This window comes from Serratia sp. Ae19-1, from assembly GCF_059801225.1.
In genome coordinates this window covers 42,423-66,020 of sequence record NZ_JBCHWD010000006.1, presented here as the reverse complement: position 1 = coordinate 66,020, position 23,598 = coordinate 42,423, and the positions used below count along the sequence as shown (strand labels likewise).

Annotated in this window: 14 protein-coding genes and 4 pseudogenes; 4 read left to right on the top strand and 14 right to left on the bottom strand. The window is 46.7% G+C overall.

Features of this window, described 5'->3' with window-relative positions; translation table 11 throughout:
• Positions 1 to 10 precede the first annotated feature (10 nt).
• The 12 genes and pseudogenes from AAIE04_RS17590 to AAIE04_RS17535 all read right to left on the bottom strand — a co-directional run bounded on the left by AAIE04_RS17590 (position 11) and on the right by AAIE04_RS17535 (position 18,922).
• Complete coding sequence (locus tag AAIE04_RS17590) at positions 11 to 2,791, bottom strand: kinetochore protein (RefSeq protein WP_498577434.1); 2,781 nt, start codon at positions 2,789 to 2,791, stop codon at positions 11 to 13.
• A gap of 35 nt (positions 2,792 to 2,826) precedes the next feature.
• Entirely contained in the window at positions 2,827 to 5,592 is a 2,766-nt protein-coding gene (locus AAIE04_RS17585) for a hypothetical protein (RefSeq protein WP_498577433.1), read from the bottom strand.
• Between the two features lie 9 nt (positions 5,593 to 5,601).
• Complete coding sequence (locus AAIE04_RS17580; protein WP_498577432.1) at positions 5,602 to 6,717, bottom strand: DNA cytosine methyltransferase; 1,116 nt, start codon at positions 6,715 to 6,717, stop codon at positions 5,602 to 5,604.
• Between the two features lie 123 nt (positions 6,718 to 6,840).
• Positions 6,841 to 7,328, bottom strand: a pseudogene (locus AAIE04_RS17575) (GNAT family N-acetyltransferase).
• A pseudogene (locus AAIE04_RS17570) lies at positions 7,310 to 7,453 on the bottom strand (integrase); the annotation flags it as partial. The pseudogenes AAIE04_RS17570 and AAIE04_RS17575, both read right to left, overlap by 19 nt.
• Positions 7,454 to 7,491: 38 nt before the next feature.
• Positions 7,492 to 8,145, bottom strand: a pseudogene (locus AAIE04_RS17565) (transposase).
• Between the two features lie 278 nt (positions 8,146 to 8,423).
• Positions 8,424 to 10,406 (bottom strand): hypothetical protein, encoded by a 1,983-nt coding sequence (locus AAIE04_RS17560; RefSeq protein ID WP_498577431.1) that lies wholly within the window; start codon positions 10,404 to 10,406, stop codon positions 8,424 to 8,426.
• Positions 10,407 to 10,576: 170 nt separating this feature from the next.
• Positions 10,577 to 10,859: pseudogene (locus AAIE04_RS17555) on the bottom strand (Arm DNA-binding domain-containing protein); the annotation flags it as partial.
• A 425-nt stretch (positions 10,860 to 11,284) separates the two neighbouring features.
• Complete coding sequence (gene rdrD, locus AAIE04_RS17550; RefSeq protein ID WP_498577430.1) at positions 11,285 to 12,022, bottom strand: antiviral RADAR system accessory protein RdrD; 738 nt, start codon at positions 12,020 to 12,022, stop codon at positions 11,285 to 11,287.
• Positions 12,023 to 12,033: 11 nt separating this feature from the next.
• Positions 12,034 to 14,778 carry an antiviral RADAR system adenosine deaminase RdrB gene (gene rdrB / locus AAIE04_RS17545; RefSeq protein ID WP_498577429.1) on the bottom strand — a complete coding sequence of 915 codons (2,745 nt, stop codon included), beginning with the start codon at positions 14,776 to 14,778 and terminating at the stop codon, positions 12,034 to 12,036.
• A complete protein-coding gene (rdrA, locus tag AAIE04_RS17540) occupies positions 14,778 to 17,480 on the bottom strand; it encodes an antiviral RADAR system adenosine triphosphatase RdrA (RefSeq protein ID WP_498577428.1) in 2,703 nt (900 codons plus the stop codon). The genes rdrB and rdrA overlap by 1 nt, the downstream gene beginning before the upstream one ends.
• 497 nt (positions 17,481 to 17,977) lie before the next feature.
• On the bottom strand, positions 17,978 to 18,922 hold the full coding sequence (locus AAIE04_RS17535; protein ID WP_498577427.1) for an amidohydrolase family protein: 945 nt from the start codon (positions 18,920 to 18,922) through the stop codon (positions 17,978 to 17,980).
• Between the two features lie 180 nt (positions 18,923 to 19,102).
• On the opposite strand from AAIE04_RS17535, the gene AAIE04_RS17530 reads away from it, so the two are divergent.
• A complete protein-coding gene (locus AAIE04_RS17530; RefSeq protein ID WP_211129517.1) occupies positions 19,103 to 19,984 on the top strand; it encodes a LysR family transcriptional regulator in 882 nt (293 codons plus the stop codon).
• Positions 19,985 to 20,069: 85 nt separating this feature from the next.
• Here the strand turns inward: AAIE04_RS17530 and AAIE04_RS17525 are convergent, their stop codons facing one another.
• Entirely contained in the window at positions 20,070 to 20,522 is a 453-nt protein-coding gene (locus AAIE04_RS17525) for a tautomerase family protein (protein ID WP_498577426.1), read from the bottom strand.
• Between the two features lie 166 nt (positions 20,523 to 20,688).
• On the opposite strand from AAIE04_RS17525, the gene AAIE04_RS17520 reads away from it, so the two are divergent.
• The gene (locus AAIE04_RS17520) at positions 20,689 to 21,183 is read left to right on the top strand and encodes a winged helix-turn-helix transcriptional regulator (RefSeq protein WP_498577425.1); all 495 of its coding nucleotides are present in this window, start codon (positions 20,689 to 20,691) and stop codon (positions 21,181 to 21,183) included.
• Between the two features lie 5 nt (positions 21,184 to 21,188).
• Here the strand turns inward: AAIE04_RS17520 and AAIE04_RS17515 are convergent, their stop codons facing one another.
• On the bottom strand, positions 21,189 to 21,590 hold the full coding sequence (locus AAIE04_RS17515) for a helix-turn-helix transcriptional regulator (protein ID WP_498577424.1): 402 nt from the start codon (positions 21,588 to 21,590) through the stop codon (positions 21,189 to 21,191).
• 657 nt (positions 21,591 to 22,247) lie between these two features.
• Here AAIE04_RS17515 and AAIE04_RS17510 point away from each other — a divergent pair.
• Both AAIE04_RS17510 and AAIE04_RS17505 read left to right on the top strand, forming a co-directional pair.
• Positions 22,248 to 22,781 (top strand): fimbrial protein, encoded by a 534-nt coding sequence (locus AAIE04_RS17510; protein ID WP_019454765.1) that lies wholly within the window; start codon positions 22,248 to 22,250, stop codon positions 22,779 to 22,781.
• Positions 22,782 to 22,870: 89 nt separating this feature from the next.
• Complete coding sequence (locus tag AAIE04_RS17505) at positions 22,871 to 23,593, top strand: fimbrial biogenesis chaperone (protein WP_019454764.1); 723 nt, start codon at positions 22,871 to 22,873, stop codon at positions 23,591 to 23,593.
• Positions 23,594 to 23,598: the final 5 nt, after the last annotated feature.

Genomic DNA, 23,598 nt, shown 5'->3' with positions numbered 1-23,598 from the left:
AATCCTTTGCTTATAACTGGAAAAGGGTCTCAAGTACGCTTGCAGATTCACCGGTAGTCATTTCCTGAACATATGGCCCTAACTCCGGGGCAAGAGCGTCAATCGTGGTCGCAATATCTTGTGCCGTACTACGGCCTAGGCTATAAGCCAGACGGGCAACAGCTTGTGCTTGTTCATCAGGAAGTAAAGAGAGTAGCGCTGCTTCTAGCACTTCCCTTGGGGCACAAGCTTGGTACTCTGGCTGGGGGTTGTCCACATAGATTGTCTGCCATAGTTCAAGGGTAATACGAGAAGGCGTGATGTCAGTATTTTGCTCAAATGGCCGCTCATCCGACCATATATTTTCTGCAAGAAACAGGGGTAACTGGTAAGCAAGAGGTGCCTGTAATGGAAACGTGCTTTTCCCGGTGGTGAATGTGAGTAAAAAAAGTATCGGGTGTCGGATGGGCAAATGTCGTAGAGCCTGCCGCCGATCCGTCCAACTGCATGCGGCAGGATGGCGAGTTCTGAATAAGCACTCCTGGAGTTCAGGGAGCAGCGTTTCTGGAGGAGTGCGGTTAAAACCACGCAATTCAACGATGCTCGCCAGCCCTGCCTCTTGTTGATGGGTCAAAAAATCGCCTAGCGTCATGGTATTAGTATCGCCGGATAAACGGATCAATGTGGGGGAGTTCATTAAATCACTGAAGCTAAAATGATCGCTATGTACCGATACTTCACCCCAAACATTCCCGGCTAAGAGGTTCGCTAGTGAGGCGATAGTCTCTTTCGTCTCTTTTCCCATCAATCCGACTGCGGGTGTAACACTCGCAGCGGCAATCAGGCTGGATAATAAAGATTCACTTAGTCCCGTCGCCAAAGCCTGTTTTTCGATAGCCGATGATAGTTGATGTTTGCGAGTCAGGGCATTCGTCTCTGCCAATGGAAAATTAGAATTTACTGATTCGGCTACAGATTCTGGTGCTATTCGTCGTTGGGCAGGTTGTTCCTGCACTGTTTCATTTTTAATTACCGCCCTCAGTAACGCTGTCTGGGCCAGCGTTTCAATTCCCGCTTGAGATGCAGCTTCGAAGGTCTTTTTAATCCGTTGTTCAAGTTCATTTTCTTGCTGACGTAGCGCTTTATTAATACGATCGGTCTCTTTTTTCAGTTTTTTCTTCTGGTCGTCAATTTCATTTTCAAGCTGTATTTTCTTTTCAGATAATACCTTTATTGATTGTTTAATCTGGTACTGTTCTTCTTCGTAACGAGTCAGTATTTCTTGTTTCTCAATATTAATTTGCGCTTCAACCTCAGGTAAAGCCAATAACTGTTGAGTCGTATCGTTAAGAAAGGATCTTGTATCTGCTATCTGTTCCAGGTGAGATACTGCACGAAGATAGGATGCCTCATTATCAGACTCATGTTCAGCAATAAAATGGGTTAAATTTTGTAGCTGTCCTTTACTGAACTGAGGGAAATCTTTTGCTGAATCAGTGCGTTTAAGCAGGCGTTTGATCCACGTGCTGGCTTCAGCGCAATCATATTTTTTACTCACCTGAGGGAGTTCAGTGATCACCCTGAGGGCATGAGAACCAAGTAGTGTCTGAGAAACCTGACGATAACTCTCTAGCGGCATATCAAAGTCATATTTTTTAGGATCAGACAAGTCACCCGGTAATCTTAGGGATACGCCATCACTTAGGTGAAAAATGACCGCCGTATCGTTTTGCGGCTGGTACCGGGTCAGTAACCACTCTCTGACAGCATCAGGCTCATCAGAGGCATGAGGCAGCGCAACGACAGGATAAACGCGCGACAGGTAGTCAGTAATAACATACTGCGCGGGTTTATCAGACGGCTGATATCGGGCTTTCCATATTGCTATTTCATCCCGAGTAAATTTTTTGCTGAAATAGCTTTCAAAACCAATGGCTTCACCTCCATGGGGGAAAAAATCTTTTACCAGTTCCTCCGGGAGGTCTCGTAGGTTGCCATTAATTAACAGACTAATCGGCATAACAAAAAAAGCGCCGGACGCGGTTAACGCTAACACTTTTCCAATGAACATAACTTCGTCCATCGAACTGTCGATTTCTTTGGAAACAACGGGAGGAGCCTGTATTACACTGGTACCATCCATTTTTTTAAGGTCGTGACTGGCTTCAAACTGATCGATAAGTTCACCCAATTTTCGCGCCAGCGGTAAAGAATGTTCTGATAGCTTTGTCCGCCATCGATTATCGGCTGTACGCGTTCCCCTAAGTGCGTCAACCAATCCCCCAACAAACAGTGGAATAGTGCGCTCTGGCATAGAAATTTCTTTACCCTGACTAATTAAGGCACATTGTTCAATGTCTTCGTCAGTGAAATTAATTGTCGAAGAGTCAGAAACACCATGTTGGGGTAAATCTATTTCTTCACCATTCAGAAATTTCGTTATAATTTCAGGGCAGTCAGAAGAAATATAGAATCCCAGAATAGTGCGCCATAACGGTTTACAGAGTTCAATATCTTCCGCATTACTTTCTGCTTCTAACAGATCTCTAAGAACATTTTCTGGGTCATTTTGTTCAGAAAACGTTAAATTTTCACGAAGCCAATCAGACACAACAAGTTTGGCCTTAGGTGGTAACGTACGGAGAAAATGTAACCTTTTCTCTGGTGCTTTCGGTAAATTATCTGCTTTAGCGCCATTTCTGGTGAGCCTTTGCTTGCACTCTTGCAAGCATCTGATCAATTCATGAGATTCTGTACCGAAGCTGTACATTTGGCCCAGCCGGTCGCTGATAATACTTTTCTTTTTAGCCATGTTAAACGTTCTCCTTACCACCTGATTCTGTAAAATTACTGTAAGGTTCTACGCAGTTTGCGTGTTGTTAGCGCTCTGTTACGTCGTTCCAACGCGCGTTGGCACGAAGGGGAAACCATTACATTGTCCCAGAGTGGAAATTTCCCCCCTGCAAATAAGTAACCACCATTATCTGTTATCGACAAGCATCCATGGGCAACATGGATCCACCACTGTAAAACGGAGGGCGGTAACGCAAAGATTTTCTTTGACCAGCACCAGTCAGTATCGCCTTTTTGCACGCCAACCGTTTCTCCTGTACATATCATCTGAGCCATTAATGCCCAGGAGAAGCTATCAGTTTGCCAGTATCCGGTGTTCTGCCGAATAAAATAACGATAACGCTGCTTTTCCTGACACCGTATCAATAGATTATTAGCCGTTTGAGTAAGCCGCTGTTCTTCTGACCATTGGTATTTTTCAGCTTGCCATAGCGACACATAGAGTTCCGGGGGTAAAGCCGGGATAAACTGCATTTGAGACAGTGGTAGCAATACTCCGCTCAAAGCATTTACGGGGAAATCGTCGTGACTAACCAAACGTAACCCAAACTGTTCAATGAAAGCATGAATACGCTCTCTGGCTGATAGATGCAATTCAATACAACCCATTGAACAACCTTTATCCTCAACCAACCGACGCCCTATTCGCTCACCGTTATTAAGTGCTTCTTGGAGAAGATTACGTTCACTTCTTGTAAACATCCCCAGAATTCGGGCAACAACTCCCTGCTCAGTGACATCAACGGAAATGGTTCTTTCAGCTAATGAGACTAACGAATATGGCGCATGACGTCGTTGTACTACACAAAGCCAGCCAGCAGCAAAGAGCATGCGACGCAATTGCCACTCGGGTATCCTCGTTACCTGTGATACGGGGTCAATATGTTGTTTTAATTCACCAAAAGGCAATGTGCTACGACGTTGAAAACGCAATGCCAGCGCCTCAGCGAGCCAGTCAAATGCTGCGGGTATATTATGTAACTCGGTATATTGGCATGTTACAGGAAGGCAATTTTCATACTGCCATAACATCTGAGCACCACTCAATGGTGTTATTTTTTCGCGTTTTAGTGGGCGGAGCACTGCCGTATCCCCTAACGCCATTAATACTCCCGATGGTCCATCAATAAGCCAATCATGTGGCTCTGTGATTTTACAATAAGTGGCGTAAGGCGCATGATCTAACACGTGTACATCAAAATTTACTGGGATATCTGAATGCGCTAACGTAAGTTCGTAGCGACAAAATGCCTGACCAGATATTTCCATCAACTCCTCTGGTGGAATGAATAATCCTTCAGCTCCCTGAGATAGCGAGCCATGAGTTAATTCTTCTCCGTCTTTATTGCTGATGACATAGCATCCTCTTAGTACTTCAGGCATATGAATTATCGGTGTACTGGCAGGGTTAAGCAGTATAGCCTGTCCAAATCGTGCTGCACCTGACATACGAGGTTGAGCAGGCTGCCATCCCTGTATTAGAAAACGACGGGCTTCTTCTGGTAACAAACGGGCAATCTTATCCAGCGTTTGCCTGCCAACTTTATCGGAAGAAACTATCGACCATTTGGTAGATTTAATATCCCGACGTTGTACTCTTTCGCCAACCTTCTTCAAGACAGTGAAAACACTGTCTGCATATGTATGATGAAGTATTAAATAGGTTGGAGAATCTTCATAATATTCTCCTTCTGAACTAATATGACAAAAATCATCACGAAAAAGCGGCAAACACCCAGACCGCAGTGCGACTCCCACTCGTGATTTATAGAAATAACCCTTCCGTTTTTTTAATAATAAATCCAAGGAATTTAATGTGGTGCCTATGTCTCGTTCGTAATATATATTATTATAGTTCTCTATTTCATTAGGCAAGGAGTAATAATGCTGGATTTCTGAGGCTGTAGCAGCAGCGTCATCCATAAGAAGATAAATCTCCGGATTACCTGAATCATTAAACTCCATGTGAATACAATACTTACCATTCTCTTTGAGTTGTTCTCTCTCCGTATGTACAGTGATATCACGAACAGCGCCCCAAAAAGGAGAGTCATAAGCCTGCTGCATGGCAGCCTTTGAAAGTAATGTTCTGAACTCAATAAACTCTTGGTTAAAAACCTCGCTAAAATAAGATATATATTGATGTACTACCTTATTAACTGATTCAAAAGTTGAATAGTTATCTAGTTTATTATCGATGAGAATATTCCGTAAAAAGACCTCATCTTTGTAGCAGGGAAAAGCAATTCTCTTGGAATACCCAATCAATCTTTCATGCTTTGATGGCCTTGGCAAGATTAAACGGGTACAGTTTTGTCTTTTACTACTCCATCTTTCTAACCTTTCCCATAAGTTGGGTAATTCAGTAAAAACAAATTTTTTATTTTTATCAAAGCCAAGCAGCACAGAAAATCGAACCCGAAAATCTCCTTCGTCATGTGTTTCATCATCAGCACTGGCAGCAAGTAATGTTAAATATAAAACGGCAAAATAAGTAGGGTATCCTTTTATTTGCGCTAAAATGTCTAATCGCGACTCATCTCTGAGAGCATCCTGGATTTTAGACGCTTTTTTTCCAAACGAAATCAGGAAACTTCGCTTAGCATCCTCTTTGCTACGTGGACCTGCAAGTTGCTCAAAAATGCGGCCCGTAGTATCAATTCGGCTTAAAGTCGAGCCCGTATGCGAAGACTCAAGAAAGACGATCTTTACTAGTTCAGCATTCCATTCTTCTAAAGTAACCGGGAAAGAATCATCCATACTCACCGCCTAATTACCGTTCGCTGTCATCATTTTCAAACCAGTACCAGAAAATAAATGCCGAAAAAGTACCTCAGCCAGCAATGGAGGAACAGCATTACCAATTTGGGTAAATTTTGACTCGACGTCTCCTACAGGCTCAAAACCCTGTGGAAAAGTTTGTATTCGTGCACATTCCCGCCATGATAACCGCCTTGCCTGTTCCAGTTTGGGACGAGAAGTATCAACAATTAGATGCTCATATTCATCAGAAAAGTCCCAGCGCTGCTTCCAGCCATCCTCCAGGTTTGACCATGTTAACTTCATCACCGGGCTGGCAGGATGTAATGTAACATGACGCCAGTTAGCTACGACGGTGTAAGCAGGGCTGTCCCATAGAGCTTTACGATTTCGGGACATGAAATACCATGAGAAATGCCCATCAGGATCATGTGGTCGTTCGTAAAACTCACCTTCAGGCCATAGTGGTAAATCCCTAATAGCCTCACCATGTGAAACATAGGGTTTTAAATGAGGATTCTTTTTTGTCGCTTTGCCATGTGTTTCAGCAGGAAATTCAAAGTATTGCCCCAGATCGTTTCTGACGCCAATAATAAACAAACGCTTGCGCGACTGAGGCACGCCGTAAGCCCTCGCGTTTACCATATGATAGCTGACTTGGTACCCGGCAGCTTTATATGCCGTGAGCTGTTGTTCCAGAAAGCTACCTGCCCCTAAATGTTTCAAGCCAGAAACATTTTCAGCAACAAAATACTTCGGCTGAACAGTCTCTAATACCCGTAGAAAGTGTTTATAAAGGTTTGTTCTGTCGTCATTGTTAGGTTTTCTGTTACCTGCCATTGAAAATGACTGGCAGGGATAGCCTCCAACAACAATATCAACATCCGGAAAAGACAGAATTTGAGAGATATCACTATGCCTGATATCACTATCGGGGAAATAGTTCCCTAATGTTTTGCAGGCATTCTCTGCAACATCGTTGGCAAAGACGATGTCTCCACCAGCTGAGGTAATTCCAAAATCCATACCACCACAACCGGAGAAAAGTGAAAGTACCCGAATATTATCGTTCTCTCTCTCAAAAACACTGCTCATACGCCCATACCAAATATCTTCTTCTAACAAACCGTAACTGGTTGTTAATTTGCCATAAAATCATAGAGAAAGATTATACCTCTCTGTAAAGAATCTTACATCAATATACTTAGCTTTTGAGGGGGGAGTGGTGTTTTTGTTGTTAAGGTATTACTAAATGGCCGTTCTTAAGATAGTGCTTCCCACCAAATCCCCCATCAGCAAAATCGGATCCATCGGCAACGGCTCAAACCCCACCCGCAGATAAAATTCCCGCGCTTCGTCAGATAACGCATCAACCAGCGTCCCGCGAATACCGATGGTTTCCGCCACCTGTATTACCCGCAACTCGGCGTCACGTATCAGTGCCAGCCCCAAACCTTGCCTATGTAGCGATTTATCCACCTCTAGGCGTCCCAGCACTAGAAGGGGATCGGGTAAGACATATTGCGACAAAAGCGCACGGGGGCAGTATTTGTTGTTACAGCGCTGGAAGCCAGCGAGTAGGAAGACATCACCTTAGCATCGTCGAAGCAGACAAACGTGCGGGATGCGACGGAAAGCTGGTTCTTCATCGCCCACTGTTTTAGCCAGTTATCCATAGAATCCACTCCACAACAGAACGAGGTAAGAATATGCCCTGTATGAAGGGCAAAATGTATTTATTGAAAGCCTCCAGAATGTCAGAGGCATATCCTTCAGACCGTCGACCAACTCTCGTCGCATGCCACTCAAGTGCCACAGTCTGGAACGTGTTGTTGAGTTGTACATCGCAAACCAGTTTCTCTTATTTCTTTGTTGTTGATGGGTGTAAGCATACCCGTTTTAGTTCCACGCACTTTTTGAGACCTCCGGGTTTTCAGCCATCAGCCGGTACTCTTCCGGCGTCAGGTTATTCAGGGATTCATGAGGCCGCTCGCTGTTATATTCAGCCAGCCAGCGCTCCGTAATTTCCCGTGCTTCATTCAGGGTTCTGAACAGATAAAAATCCAGTACTTCTGTCCGGTACGTCCGGTTAAACCGTTCAATAAAGGCATTCTGTGTCGGCTTAACCGGTTTGATAAACTCCAGTATCACCCCGTGTTCTTCCGCCCACTGCGCCAGTGCCAGCGACACCAGTTCTGGCCCGTTAACCATCCGCATTTTCAGCGGATAAACTCATGGCAAATTGCGCCGTCAGATAGCTGACCAGCTCACGCTTTATCGCTGGTTTTAAAGCTTTTTTTCAATGACGGCTTTCAGGGCGCGGCACTCGAGACTCAGGTCCGCAAACATCTGTTTCAGTCGACGGTTTTCATCCTCAAGATCCTACATCTTTTTGATATCAGAGGCTTCCATGCCGCCGAACTTCGCTTTCCAGTTGTAGTACGAGGCTTCAGAGATCCCGGCCTCGCGGCAGACATCCTTAACGGTGCGTCCGGCTTCGACGGACTTCAGAACGGCGATGATCTGGTGTTCGGTGAATCGTGCTTTGCGCATGGCGATCTTCTCCGGGGACATAATCAGTATGCCGGAAGATCTCTAAATGTGAATGGTCCGGTTTGCCGGGATACTTACAAACTCACAACCCAAAGCTATCTTTTTCTAACGACGGGCGAGGGATGGTCTGAAGTACTCGACTCCTCAGCCTCAGCCGGTCTGAAATAAACTAGCGAGAAAAAGGCGGCAATCATAACGCTTTAGAATATAATTCTAGAACGGATCCAATTTGCCACCTTGGACGGTAATCAACTCAGACGAACATATTCATCTTAGAGTCAGATGTTCAACTGGGAATTCATAAAGTACAGCACACTTCCATCATCGAGCTTGACCTCATCTCCAAATGCTCCCTTAAAAAGGGCAACACTGCGACTGTCCACCTTTAAACCTTCTTGTGACAAGTAGTGATAAAATGACGGATGATAGTCCAATCCTTCGCGAAAGCGGTAAGGATCATCTTTGGTTCCAACTCCAAAAATATCCCTTCCAAATTTCAATTTTTGACCTTCAAGTATTCGCTTCGCCTTGATACTTTTTCCGAGGTCAGTTGATTTTTCTCGCAGCGAGTCGAGCCAAGATCCGGTCAGCATAGAGGCTACTTGGCGATCCATCATCGCCTCAATCCCACATAGCGTTGAAAGCATAAGTGTCAATTGCGCCAGAATTATCTTATGACCTGACTTCCATCCTTCTCCCCCGCCCCCCAAAAGATCACCTCCGGTAGCAATTGTACCGTGCGCAACATGGGACAAGAAACCGTACAAGCTGAGCACCCCTGGTTGTTTTGAATTCATTGTCCCTAGTGGAGTTAGTATGTTATACGGCTTTTTGATAGACTCTCGCCACAGGTGCCGCCACTCGGACGTTGCACCAGACAAGTTCGAGCTTCCCGCAAGAACTCGTGCCAATTGTTTCTCAGCGTTCGCCAATAATTCCGAAATTTTTCCGGAGTTAGGGGCAGACTTTTCCACCTCATTTTTAGCTTTGGTTAATTTCTCCCCTAACTCGAATGCCAATCCATGATGCTCAAGCATTGAGCGCACAAGTAGCGTCACCCCGAGAACGCTGTCTGCGTTAACAAGTCTCGCCGCTTGACGAGCCATAGACCACATCTTGTACTCAATTACCTCGATGCTGAAGCTCAAACTCGGAACTAGGATCGAGAGCTGCTCATTACCCTCATACGACCCATTCGGTATAGGTAAAGAATTAGCAGCTTGAGCAAGTCGAAGTTCTTGTTGAATTAAGAACGAATATCGATTCTGCCCTGAAATTGTCTTAATTGAGTCAGGCCAAAGACTTGGTGAAAGCTGGCTCTCTCTCAAAGCCTTGATTGCCTCAACATCTGTTGACCAAGTCGGCGGAGTACCAAAAGCGCTTTCCCAGTTAGACTCGCAGTTAGCAAAATGGTGAAAAGTCCCCTCTGCGTCCTTCCAATCTGCTTCTCTATGCCCCATTTCCACAGAGTAAGTCTTTTTGAGGATAGGTAAAGTGACATCCGCCAAGATACGGAAAGGATCATTTGAGGATGTCTGATTCAAAGGTAAAAAAACAATATGATCGCAATTGTCATTTTCAACCCATGGCAATTGAAAAAACGCTTCATAAATCACGATAAAAGCGTCAGCTACAATAGTTGCGGCCTCAGTAGAGTGAGGCCTCACAGATAGAATGTGGCTACCATAGTTAGGATGGACATATTCACTAAGTTGGTTGAAAGCCAGCTTCAGACTTTCATGACGTTTATCGGCTATCTCTTTATCTGAAGCCTGATTAGTCAGCTCCTCCCTATTTTTTAATTCCAGCCTAGGTAAGACCCGACTTTGGAGAAAACGAATTTTATCCGCCACAGCCTCACTGTCAAATGGAGTCTTTTTGCCAAATTCAAAGAGTTCCGCAACGACATTTAATGCATCGAGTTCTTCTATCTGGGTTCGAAGCACTAGAGCAGCCAAATGTAGGTCACCTGTGGTGGAGGCTTGGTCTAACGCCTCTTCCAGGAGCAACCAGCGTGGCCAGACACATGCCAAAAGCAAAGGTTCGATTTTTTGGTGCAATATCTCAGGGGAGTCCAATCGCGCCCGTGATAAATTAAGAGCAGCAAGAACCAGGGTGTGATCACTCAGACCCTCAAGTGCTGGAGGTCTTTGACGCCCTCGCTGCCTCCGCGCGGCAATAGCATCAAGCTTAGTCATCTTATCGCTGAGTTGAGAGTCCCAAATCGAGCGCCATGGGCGGAACACTGGAATGTTAAGCATAGTTAATCGTTAATTCCTTATAGTAATCTGCGCAAAGCAATTTAAAAACTTAGCATGCTTTGCTTCCCTTATCCGCATCACTATCACAAGCAGTGCCAACAACACCGCGGTGCAATCCACATTATCGCCTCCCTAGCCGTAAACTCCAGTCCCATAATATGTAAACCACCATAGCCTTCTACCCATTGGCTCACCTTTGTTCCGTGCCATTCAAGCGCCACAGCCTGAAGCGTGTTGTTTAGCTGCACATCGCGAACCAGTTTTTCTTCTTTCTTGGCAAAAGATGTAAACACCAAAAGCCATACGCTTCTCTTTTCCATTGAAGCAATATTTCATCCGCCAGTACTTGGAACCAGAGGAAACGACTTCAAGATACAAACTAGCACCGTCTACCCACTTGTAGGCTTTCTCTCTGGGTTTAGCAGTGTCTACCTGTCACGCATTAAGCTTCATTGGGGGCATCTCCCTGGACCGAACACATAATGCCCCCATTTATACCCCCAACTGTGACTTGATTCCGGTTAAGTCCAGTTGATAACAGGAGATAAGACACAGGCCATAAACCACTGTATACGGGCTTTGTGTTGATTTCGATAGACTTGAGAAGCGTTTGAAATGGTGTCGATAATAGGAGTCGAACCTACGGCCTTCGCGTTACTAATGCGAGCAAACTCCAAAATGAGTACAATGATAAGTACATACAAAAATATGAATAAAATAAAACATTTATATCAATAAGATAACTGTTAAATCACGGTTCAACGTCCAAATAAAATTTGTTGTCTCGTGAGGTTTCACTGAATCTCATAAGAATCTGAAAAAACTATAAAATCCACGCAATTGCGTGGATTTTTCACATAGCATGATATTAAAACCGATTACGCTTTTAGCTTATTTTCAATCAACGTCATAAAATAAGATGTATCGCTAACCGTATCTTGGTTCTTACTGTGATCGGCTTCATCAACAAGCTTCATATAGTCAAGAAAGTGGGACTCATCGAATTCTATATTTATTTGCTCCCGAAAAATATTCAATTCATCGAAACGTTCTAACCTTCTAATATAAATTTTAAAACGCTCATTTTGTCGAGTTAATCCTAAAGTGCGGTCAATAAACAAAGGGCAAAGTGTTAGAACGAGAAATGTAAGGAATCCATAAAAAACCTTATATTCAGTATTATAAATATACAAAAACAAAAAAACAAAAGGAATAACTAGTACAATCTGAGCAACGAACTTGTAATTTTCTCTAGGAATCTCAAGCACATTATTCGCAGACAGTAAACTGTATTCTCTGTTGAAACACCGCCATTGTGCAAACAACACCGCAGTAAAAAAACCAACTACCAAGAGTAGATAACCTTTAGCTGGTACGTGTTGAGCTCCGAGCATAGCATTAACTCTGTCCAACCCCACTTTCTTCGTCAAACTTAAGCAAAAGAAAAAAGTGAAGAACATAAGAAACGGAATAGCATAAAGCGAAATTCTACGTATCATAAAGCGAGGCCAATACGACATATGCTCTTTTTGCCGTAAAATTTTCAACTCGTCCTGGAGCTTAGGTTGTAACCCATTGGGGTCCGTATATTTTAAGTCAGGCGATGTACCACTCACGATAAAATCCTCTACTCAATAACTTCAAATACATTTAAATGATTACGCTGAAACTGTTCAAGTCCGTACTGGCGCAGTCTTTCCAGCCAATATTCAGCCATCGTTCGGCTAATGCCACGTTCAATCGCAGCTTCTCGTAGCAGTAAGAACTCCGTCCGTAATGTCGTTGGCATAATTCCGGGATCGTCAGTATTGACCAGAACCTTTACAGGCCCTCTGCGCAAACCATGGCGATTAAATTCAGCACCTGGTTTTAAGAGTTCTTCATCTGGCGGGTTCCAGCGAAAAATTGGATGCTCCACGTGCTTTTTGAACCGCGCGATATAAACGTTTGACGTCGGGTTTGATTCGATAATTAACCCTTTGCGATCGTAGCGATCGAGCAAATAATCCTGCAATGCATGAATAAATTCCAGCTCTACTGGCGTATCAATATCCTGGAGGATATCTTTACCACCGCTTGACTGCTGGCTCAGTTTTTCGGGGGTTCCCAGTCCAATTAGCTCTTGCGTGCTCCATTCGTCCGCAACCCTCACAACCACCAGCTGTGGAGGGAGATCGTCAAGCAGGCTAGAGTGTCTTTGCTGATAAAGCTGCGCAGCCACACTGTCTTTATCACTTAACGTTGACCAATCTGGCAGCGCGCATTTCTCCTGCGAGGTTAACGGTGCTCCACCGTGGAGTTGCTGAAGACGATACGAGCAATTACGCCGCAGTAGCCAAGCCCGGTAGAGCGAATCAGGCGTGATGTTTTTTAGAGGTAGTTCATCAACGCTAGCTCGTTTACCCGCCATGCTATTGTCTATTTTAGGTGGTCTTTCCTTGCACCAATCACATCGCGCAACAAAACGCGCAATGCGCCGCTCAAGAAGAGGCAATACCGCCTGAGCAAGTGGCAACGAACCCGACAAAACTGTGGCATAGTGCCACTGCCAGACAAGATTATCTAAATGTTCATCCAGCGGAAGTATCATTTCTCCATGCCGCTTCGCCCAGAGCGCAGGTTCAATTCCCAAAGCGAGTGCATGGCCTAACCGGTCTCCCTCTCGCATCTCGCAGAAGCGTACCGTTTCATCGATATGACGCAACCCCGACGCCGGATGCGCGTAATCCTCCCCGGCATGGATGCTGAAATGGAAGCCCGTGCTTGCACGAAGTCCGTCAGGCACCGGATATAGTCCGCTTCGCAGCCATCGTAGCATTGGCGCAAAATCCGCAATTTTCAGCGCATTTTCGTCCCCTGCAACATCCAGGCCCCGAAACCAGTTCGACGGCTGAAAATGGAAGTGCGGGTTCCGTTTCCCCCCTAAAAAAACTGGGTGATTCCAGCCATTGTGGCTGTATAGTCTCTGCAATAATTTCTCTGTTTGTGCCCAGTTATTCTGCAAATCAGCCGTTGGTCGCTTACCGCGGCTTGCGCTTTTAGAACGCGAAAAGTGTCCACAAAACTGCCAGCGCTCAAGCGCTTCAATGTAGCGCAGCGTGCGTTCGTCTAGCTTAATCTCATGTTCACCAAAAACATACGGTGGAGAAATGGGGGGGACACCGAGGGTGTTGAGCAGTCTTGAGGAAAAACCTGTCACCATTTCATGGCTGAAAGCATTCGGGGATGCCTTCACTTCGGCCACATCATCTTTGCCTACAAACAGGTAACGCATATTGCTACTGTCACTTTTCTTACCTAAACGTAACGTGCCGCCAAAATAGCGTTCGGTAAAACGCGTAAGCCCCTGTCCGTCCATAATAATGCGACGCCGTAGTGCATTAACTGTAAGCCAAAAACAGAGTATTGCCGTGCGCTCGAGCGGATGGGTGTCTTTCAACTGATAAGAATGACAAAGGTAAAGCTGCAGCCACAGCCAGCGTGAAGGATGTTTTCGGTCTGAGGCATGTGCGAGCTGACTTAATAGCCAACCAGGACTTACGTTTTCAGCTCCACGATTCTTTTTGGCGAGGATTATCCAGTCCGGCAGATTTTTGTTTTTCTTCATCGGGTCACTTAAGGTCGCATACTTCCCGTAAACCCTTTCATGATGCTCCGCAATATTCTGAGATTGCTCAGAAACCGTTTGAGGAGGGCCTGAAAGTAACAATGCAAGCAAGGACTTCGCTCGATTTAACAGCGGCGTTAAATCATCATGCTCTTCATACGCCCACAACGATGTTTTATTGCTCTTTGGCAGTTCAATCTTTTCAAAAAGATAACCATCCAGGATTGTATCTCCCGCCGTCACCCCGCCCAAATGGACGTGCCCCTCCGCAAAAGGCTTCCCCGCACTGGCTGGCGGCGCGAAAAACGGACTCTGTGCTATCACCACCCGGGTGATGTCCGACAAGCGCGGAGGAGGACTTTGCCGCAGCCAGTCGCCAAGACGCCATCCTGCAAGCAGAGTCGGGTCCAGTTCTGCCGCTATCCGCACGTAATCCTGTACCTTATTTTCACGGTAGTAGAGCAAATCGCCATTACGCAACAGTAGCTGTTCTGCAATGATGTCAAGCCAGGGCAGTTCCGGGCTGATCAACAAGCCATTGTCACAGATGTTCCCCATTAGCTGGCGCACGTCGGTCAATCGATAAGTACGAGGATAGCGGCTATCAATGCCCTCTACGAGCAGCTGATAGCATTCCTCCTGCAATGACGACCATTGCTTAAAATCCGTCGGTGGTGATACCAGTATCCTCCAAAAGCGCCGTGACAGGCGCTCGTCGGTGAAAAAACATCCTGCAGCATGTTCACTCAGCGATCGAGTTAACATTATTTGTCACCTTCAGGGGAGAGTTCACTGTATACCTCTAGCAGAATTTTCACTGCATTATCGTTAAGAGATAACTGTTGTTTAACCGAATTGATAAATTGCTCAAGCTCTTGAGATTGACGTAATATCTCTAGCCGCTCTTTGATGATTTCTTTCGTCAAATTTTGCATTTCATCGATACCTAATTTATCGATGATAAATCGCCGAGCTTTAGACAATCTTCGTTTAGGCGTTGTTTTTTTTACAGTACTTTGATTTTTTTGTGGCTGTTTAAAATCTGCTAATAATACTGCATCGATCCATCTTTTGAGAGGATGTGAACTCAACACATAGCTTGCAGTTCTGCTCATTTCGCCAAAAATTTTTCGGTTCTGAGCACTCCGGCTTGTCGGTCCATCTTGTAAGTGCTGTTCAGGTGTAAAGGGGCCGAGATTGGTACGGAAATTAGCATGTTGATAGAAATTTCTTGAAGAGTTAATATTAGTCGTCGCTACCACATCAGGTAACCCGAACAACTCACCTTTTTCAAAACTACCAAATGCCGACCATGTTGAATAGAATATACGACCTACAATGTTAATTGCTTTAGTAATATCCTGCATCCCCTTTTGATCAATAGCATTACTTGCAACCTGGCTATAGACCTTGTTGAATACCTTATATACTAACCATGGAGATATTTTTAATTTTTCAACATTGTTTTCTTTACGCCATTTTTTAATATCGTCATGAAGCCACACCAAAGAATTTTCTAATTTATCTTCTCGATCATATGTTTCTTCTTTTTCAATATCATCCGGATTATTTACAGAATCCTCCCCCTCAGGTTCATTGATTTTTAGTTTTTTTGTTGGCGCAAGGGCGCTGGCTGAATAAAATGGTGATCTCTGAAGAATTCGCTGCAAATCTGATAAATCCAGATCTGATATCAAGCTGGCGATTATAATTTCAAAAATTCGTCCGATATTGAGAACAATCGACTGTCTGGCATTAGTGTAGAAATTTCTCTGCGTCAAGGCACTGATGAGAAAAATTGCCTTATCCTTTAACTCTTCATTAGCGTCATTGCTATCAACATCTTCCCAATATTTCCATCTCAAGCCCGAGTTAATTCCCGTTTCTGCAATAGGATAAGGCAGAATTGTCATCTTCCCTTTAATCACAGAAAGCCAGCCTTCCGGTAGGCTTTTTGATAATTGAGATTCCCAATCAGCCAAACTTTCTTCTGCATTAAAAACGGAATATTCAGGCTGCTCCTGCAGCAAAGGTTGGAAAAGTGCAGTGTCAAATATTGAAATGTTACGATTTTTACCACTTCGCCATTCAGTCCAATTTAAATGAGACTCAAGAATTAAATAAACAGCCCCAGCCTTAGGCTCGAACCTAAAATAGCTAAGCAACTTGTTAATCCACTTCATGTCATCTAGTAACTTACCATTCTCCTTATTTTTCTCTCCTGCTTCATAATATTGAGAGCTCCAAGCTAAGTACTTTTCGGCGAAGATTTTATAAGCATCAGCATAATCGCGCTTAGTTTCTTTACTGAGCTCTCTGTGTTGCAAAGCAAATGCTTCGAGCACTGTTTGTGGAACATCAGGCATCTGCCACCAGCGGCGAACAGAAAGTGGTGTATCTTTATTTTTAAGTTCAGATGGAAGTTCTGTGATCAAATCACCACAGTGATTAATGAACTGCGTTAAGGCACGTATCGATGGGATCGGTAGCGGCAAATCGCTGCCCTCAAGACCATTCACGGGACCGGTAATAAATATCTTTAGCCACGCCATAAAGTTACGCAGAGGAATGCCATTTTTACCTAGGGTCACATCGATACTATCTTGAAGCCAATAATCACTTACTTCTGGCATATTCAATCTTCGCGGTAGCGGCAGAATTTTGCGCTGGTACTCAATTGCCAAATCTCTGGAAATATCATATGCAACCCTGCGATTATATGCTGAATCTTTATTCAATCTTCCATGAAAATCCCGCCAACATACTTCATCATATAGACGGCGATCGCCACTCACAATGGGCAAAACATACGGAGATGTAAGATAACGACGTAAAATTTCGAGATTTTCAAATGCCCTATTAAGTGATGTATCTACATCATCAATCGGAAGTATTAATAATTTTTTGCCAATCAACTCTAACGCAGAAATTAAAAACTCCTCAACGCAATTTGCCAGGCGCTTGCTGCCATATAATGAGCGAATTTTATCCATTCCACGCTGGCTTTGCTGCAAATCAACAGATTCCAGACCGTGGGCTAATTCTTCAAGCTTTTGAGTGAAAATCCTTGACTTATTAATGTCCCTGCACTGGGCAGCTTTTATCTCCTTATCCTGAAGTACGGCAGCAACAATGATATGCAAGAACAGCGATTCGCCATCTTCAAGCAGAGTCGGATCGATAGGATCGAGAATATGAATGTTACCCGCAAGGTCATTATAATTGCTCTCCAGGTAATCACTTAAATTCACAAGCACAGAAGTTTTACCCGTCCCCCTCTCACCGTCTATCGATATCGCCTTATGGCTGCGCGTTTCATTGAGAGATTCCGAGTTTTTCGGCACATCATCGACAGCCTTTGCAATAAACCGAGCTAACTGTTCGTAAATTTTTCGGGGAAGCAAGGTATCTGGATCTTTAAGAACCGCAGACTCTCCGCTGTCTAATGGTATGTATATCGTGTTCACAATAATCCCTTTATGGCTATGGCCATTTTTGATGTGGGTACAGATGACTAAACTGTCAATTTTGATGCAAAAACAAATAAAATCAAGATTGCAATTAGAAGAATCTCAAAATAATTCACTTTCTAATTATTGCGACTAGCAACAATAGTTAGCTAAAGAAGAGTGAATTCGGCCTGCCCCCCTGCAATTGACAAACAAAAGGAATAGAGTAATCAATCCTACTGCATAAGAATTGGTCGGAGTTGGGGTAACTAGCCCCAGATAGCAACATCAGTATAAGTGAGTACAGTTATGAGTATAAAAAATCAATTAAAAATTAAAGCAATTAATAACATACAATTAACTTATCAATCACGGTTTAACGTCTAAGCCTCTCTCCGCAGCGCTTTTCTCCGCTGCCGGAAACGGAAAAATCCACGCTTCGGCGTGGATTTTTTATTCTCGGCAAGGAACCCGCCAGCGCTTAAAGCAGTGCGGCATCGCCCCAGCAGAAACCCTTATTTATTTAACCGCGCGAAAAGCGCCAGACCGTTATTTCGGTTGAAGCTTGCTTTTTGCGCATCAGTCAGGTTTGTTTCGGCGTCGAGAATATGATTAAACTTAGCGGCGACGGACTCCGGTGCATAAGGATAATCGCTGCCGAAAAGAATATTATTATGATTCGCAAAGGTCAGCAGGCTGGAGAATGCATTCGGGCCGGAAGACAATGCGGTATCAAAATAAAAACGCTTAAACTTATCGTTCAATTCCTGAGCTGACGGCCCATTTGGATTAAGCGACTCCGCCAGCAATGTAAAACGCAAAGCGGCATAAGGCAGGAAGCCGCCGGCATGCGAAAGAATAATTTTCACGTCAGGATAATTGTCCATAACGCCGTTCAGCACCATATGGACAGCATTGCGGGTAGTATCAAACGGATAATCAACCAAGGGGCCCGGAACGCCATCCAGTAAATCCATGATGGGATGACCAGGGTGAATGAAAACAACGGCAGAGCGTTGGTTAAGCGCCGCCCAAAGCGGAGCCCACTTTTTATCCCCTAAATAAACCCCTTCATAGTTGGTTAATAACACCACGCCATCGGCTTTCAGCACATCCAGTGCATACTCAACTTCACGCACCGCCCCCTCAACGTCCGGCAACGGCACAGTCGCGAAGTTGCCAAACCGCGTGGGGTATTTCGCCACCAGATCCGCCGTATATTCATTGACTTTCCTGGCCATATCGCGGCGCGCCTGGCCTTCCCAGCCAACCACGCTTGGCGCGGTTAACGACAAGACGCTGGTCGCTATTTGCTGTCTGTCCATATAGCGCAGATGGTCGCCCGCCGTCCATTTGGGCAAGGTCCATCCGGACGGATCGCCGCCGTGGCTCGGCAGCGCACTGCCCCAAAAGGGCGGAACCAGGTGAGTATGAACATCGATTCTGGCTAATGAATTCATTTAGCGCCTCCACTATATATATTTGATCGTTGGAAACATATAGCAACACGCTGAGTGTTGTTGACTAGCCCGCATTTCAGAAATAACCTACACTTTAACGCGAGTTCTATTAGAGGGTATTTTCATGGACACTATATATCCAATTCATTTTTTTGAACGACTGATACAGGAATCTAATCCATGAATTTTCGCCATATTCAGGCATTCCTGGCCCTCGTTGAAGAAAAACACTTTGGCAAAGCGGCCAAACGCATTCATATTACTCAGTCGGCTTTCAGCATGCAGATAAAAGCGCTGGAAGAAGAGATTGGCGCACCACTTTTTATTCGTAACAACCGCAATGTAGAACTCACCGAAGTGGGAGAGATATTTTTAAAGAATGCGCCGGATATTTATGAAAAAATAAAAAGTACGCTTGACGAAACCAAAGCGGCGGCGAAAGGTGAGAATGGCAATGTGCGCATCGGATTTGTCGGCAATGCCGTGGCGGCAGGATTAGTCACCGCCGATATTCATCGATTTAAAGCAGAGCATCCCGGCGTTAACTTCCGCGCCAAAGAGATGTCTTACTGGAAGCAAATCGATGAGATCGTCAACGGAAATATCGACGTCAGCTACTGCCCCAATCTGGATCTCAACATCCCACCGGAGCTCGGCTTTATACCCATAAAAAAATTTGACTGGGTTGTCGTGATTCAGGAAGACTCCGATCTGGCGAAAAAAGAGGCCTTGAACAAGGAAGACCTCTCTGGACGAGACTTTATCATCTACTCGGAAAACAGCGGAGACGATGGCCAGCTTCGTATCCTGAACGCCATTATTGAAGAAGACATCAAGGTGGCCTATCGGTTGGACAGCACCTTAAGCGTGCTCGCCATGGTGGCCTCCGGCCTGGGCATCGCCATCGTTCCCTCTACGCTATCCTCAATCAAACTGCCTAACATCACCTACAGGCCGATCCCCGCCGTCGATAACGCAACTGAGGTTTTTTTCATCTATCGCAAGAATGAAAAATCCGCCATCGTTAATGCATTCATATCAGATGTACAACATAACCTATGAGGCCTGCCGGGTTACTCTCACAGCCCCCACGCGGTGATGCCGCTTCTGTTTAAGCGAGATAATAACCCGGCACTCATCGTCGCCTTTAAGCATCGGATATTCCGCCAGCGCCGCTACCCTCCCACACCGAAGGCCGGTTCTCCTTGCGCCACCGCTCTCCCGCCGCCGTCCCCGGTGCCGGCGGTTTTAAACCTTCGATAGTCCACAGCGAGAACGGCGTTTCGTCCACATGCAGCTCCCAGCGCAGCCCGCGTGCAGCGATGTAGGGTTGCAGGATGCGGGTGCAGGCCGTCAGAAATTGCTGCTGCTCCGCGTCGTTGTCCATGGCGCGCGCGATATGGTCGATGGTCACCCGCACGAAGTCATCGGCCGGTTCGCCGCCGAGATAAGCCGAACCTGTCGGCAACGCATGGAAGAAGACGTTGACGTAGAAACGCGGCAAAAAGTCCTGGTACAGGGCGGTGACCTGCTGCGCAATCGCGCGTTTATCGGCAGCGCTGAAGGCCGGTTCGGGGTGGTAGATCTGCCACAGTGGCATCGCGTTGTCTCCTCGGTGTGGGTGTGGGCTATCGGCAACCGCTTTGATCGGTAGCCGGTTTAAAACACTAACTCCAATAACTAGAGTAATAACTCCAATTATTGAAGTTATCAAGCGGAGGCGATAAAATTATCGGCATTCCGGTGGCAAGCAGAGGCACAACAGGATGAAGGCAAAAGATTTTGAAGGCATGACGTGTTCGGTGGCCCACGTGCTGTCGGCGTTGGGCGATCGCTGGGGCGCTATCCTCATGCGCGATCTGCTGCTGGGGCTCTCGCGCTATGACGATCTGCGCCAGTCGACCGGCATCACCAACAGTACGCTGGCCAATCGGCTCAAAGCGCTGGAAAGCGAAGACCTTATCGAAAAGCGGCAATACCAGACCCGTCCCGCTCGCTATGAGTATCTGCCGACGGAGAAGGGAAAAGATCTCGGGCTGCTGGTGATGGCGATGATTCAGATTGGCGACAAGTGGAATCTGTCCGAGCTGGCCGGGCCGCCGCTGCGCGTGGTCGACCGCATGACCGGCCACCCCGCCACCCTGCGCGTAGTGGATGCCGTGACCGGCGAATCGCTGCCGCCGCAAAGCCTGGCGCTGGCGGCCGGACCCGGCGCCGATGAGATCACGCGATGGCGGCTGGCCGTCGGCCAGGCCCGATAACGGCGCTACAGCAGCGCAATCATCTTCAACAGTTCCACCCGATTGCGAATGCCGAACTTTTTGCCGGCGTTATTGAGGTGCGAATAAACGGTTTTCGGATGCAGGTTCAGCTGCCGCGCGGTCAGGCGGATATCTTCCGTACGGGCGGTTTCACACAGCACCGCCGCCTCGCCAGGCGTGATCGCCGCCACCCGATGCCGGTTCATCACGCGCCGCTCACCTTCCTCCTCACGGCGGACCAGCGCCGTGCAAGTCTCTCGCACCATCTGTAACGCTTCCCGTTTGTGCAAAATCGCATCCGGCTGCGCCGCGGCGATAAACGCCAGAATCAGCGGCGAAGTCTTATCGACGAAGAACAGTAATCTCACGCCGTTATATTCACGGCGGGTATAATTAATGAATTTCAAATAGGCTTCGAACCGGTAAATCTCATGGGGAAAGTCCATGATAATTAAATCAGGCGCCGGGCTTATATTTTTAACGATGTTAATATCTGGCGAGGATAAGGTTATCACCCCGCCACCCAATAATGTTTTCATGCCCAGCCGGCACAGTGGCGAGCCGTCGATATAAATCACTCTCACTTTAATTCTCCTTATCAGCATGGCAGCATGCTTCCACACCTCAGGCGACTTGTCGCCGTTCTTTTTTGGGGTAATTCGCCAGCAAAGCACACCAATAAAAAACATCTTGATAACATGTTTTTCAAATAATCACGCAACCGCCAGTACGTTGATTAATCCGCAAAAAAGGCATGAATGTTTCAAATTATTTCCATCACAAAATCCGGCGATCCAATAAAAACGCAACGCAATGATATAGATCTATTTTCCATTTTGTATGATATAAGCAAAAATGAAAATAAATGTAACAACCCACACCACCGCCTTATTACCATGCGGAAAACACCTATAGGGAAAATTCTTAGTTTGTTAGGATGAAAATCCATGTTTGCCGACGCGTTTAAAAAACAATTGCGCAACATGATTAACCCACAACCGCACGTCAGTAATTTATTACTGTCAGGAAAGCTTTTATCTAAAGTTAATTAAAGGGCATTTCACATGAATGTTAAATTAGTCGCATTATCCCTGCTGGCTCTCTCCGGCGCCTGTGCGGCCGCCTCGTCCAATACGGTGCAATTCAAAGGCGAAGTCAGCACGCAAACCTGTTCGGTGAATATTAACGGCAACCAATCCAACCCGGTCGTGCTGCTGCCGACCGTCGCCGCCAGCAAACTCGCCACCAAAGGCGCCACCGCCGGCGACACCACCTTTACCGTTAACGTGACGGGCTGCGCGGCGGCGACCAGCGACACGGCGATCAAAACCGTACTGGCGGGCAACAACCCGACCACCAACGGCAACCTGGGCAACGCGGGCGATGCCGCCAAGGTGTCCATTCAACTGCTGGACAGCGACGCCACCACGCCGCTGTCGTTCGCCAGCGGTTCGACCGTCACCACGTCGGCGATGACGCTGGCGAAAGACGCCACCTCCACCTCGCAGAACCTGGTGGCCCGCTACTACGCGGAAGACACCGGCGTAGCGGCCGGTTCGGTGATCGCCACCGCCCAGTTCGCCATTAGCTACAAATAAGCCGGCGTCAGGCGCCATACCTGTTGATGCCAGCGCCGTTCCTTAGCGGACGGCGCTGAATGACTCGCTCCCTTTATCGGTTCACGTTTATGCCGCAGATATCCCGTTCCGCCCGCCGATGGGCCGCCCTGTCGCTTTGCCTGATGAGTTTTGCCGCCACCCACGCCTTGGCCAGCGTAACGCTGCTCGGCAACCGCGTGATCTACCCCGCCGAGGCGCGGGAGAAAACGCTGCAGTTCACCAACGATGACGGCGTCCCGGCGCTGATGCAGATCTGGCTCGACATCAACAACCCGCAATCCACGCCGGAAAACGCCGATGCGCCCTTTGTCGCCTCGCCGCAAATCTTCCGCATGAATCCGCACAGCGGGCAAATGGTGCGGTTGTCGTTCGTCGGTCAGCCGCTGGCGCGCGATCGCGAATCGCTGTTCTACCTTAACTTCCTGCAGGTGCCCGCCGTACGGCAGACGGACAACGACAAGAACAAACTGCTGCTGGTGGTCACCAATCGGCTGAAGGTGTTTTATCGCCCCGCCGGGCTGGCCGGCGACGCCAACCACGTCATCGATCGCCTTAGCCTGCGCCAGGTCGGCAACGCGCTGCGCGTCGACAACCCGACCGGCTACTACGCCAACGTCAGCCAAGCGGTCATCCTGAGCGGCGCGAAGCGCAGTGCCATTCCGCAGGCGGATCTGATCCCGCCGTTTTCACAGGCCAATTGGCCGGTGAACGGGGAGGTACGGCAGGTCGCACTGCGCGTCATCAATGACTATGGGGTGGAAATCACGCGCACCCTGAACGTCGCGCGCTGAAACCA

Excerpts from the sequence above, each read along its gene's own strand:
- AAIE04_RS17535 (WP_498577427.1), bottom strand. The coding sequence starts at position 18,922 with ATGAATTCATTAGCCAGAATCGATGTTCATACTCACCTGGTTCCGCCC.
- AAIE04_RS17510 (WP_019454765.1), top strand. The coding sequence starts at position 22,248 with ATGAATGTTAAATTAGTCGCATTATCCCTGCTGGCTCTCTCCGGCGCC.
- AAIE04_RS17585 (WP_498577433.1), bottom strand. The coding sequence starts at position 5,592 with ATGGATGATTCTTTCCCGGTTACTTTAGAAGAATGGAATGCTGAACTA.
- AAIE04_RS17590 (WP_498577434.1), bottom strand. The coding sequence starts at position 2,791 with ATGGCTAAAAAGAAAAGTATTATCAGCGACCGGCTGGGCCAAATGTAC.
- AAIE04_RS17560 (WP_498577431.1), bottom strand. The coding sequence starts at position 10,406 with ATGCTTAACATTCCAGTGTTCCGCCCATGGCGCTCGATTTGGGACTCT.
- AAIE04_RS17530 (WP_211129517.1), top strand. The coding sequence starts at position 19,103 with ATGAATTTTCGCCATATTCAGGCATTCCTGGCCCTCGTTGAAGAAAAA.
- AAIE04_RS17525 (WP_498577426.1), bottom strand. The coding sequence starts at position 20,522 with ATGCCACTGTGGCAGATCTACCACCCCGAACCGGCCTTCAGCGCTGCC.
- AAIE04_RS17505 (WP_019454764.1), top strand. The coding sequence starts at position 22,871 with ATGCCGCAGATATCCCGTTCCGCCCGCCGATGGGCCGCCCTGTCGCTT.
- rdrB (WP_498577429.1), bottom strand. The coding sequence starts at position 14,778 with ATGTTAACTCGATCGCTGAGTGAACATGCTGCAGGATGTTTTTTCACC.
- AAIE04_RS17520 (WP_498577425.1), top strand. The coding sequence starts at position 20,689 with ATGAAGGCAAAAGATTTTGAAGGCATGACGTGTTCGGTGGCCCACGTG.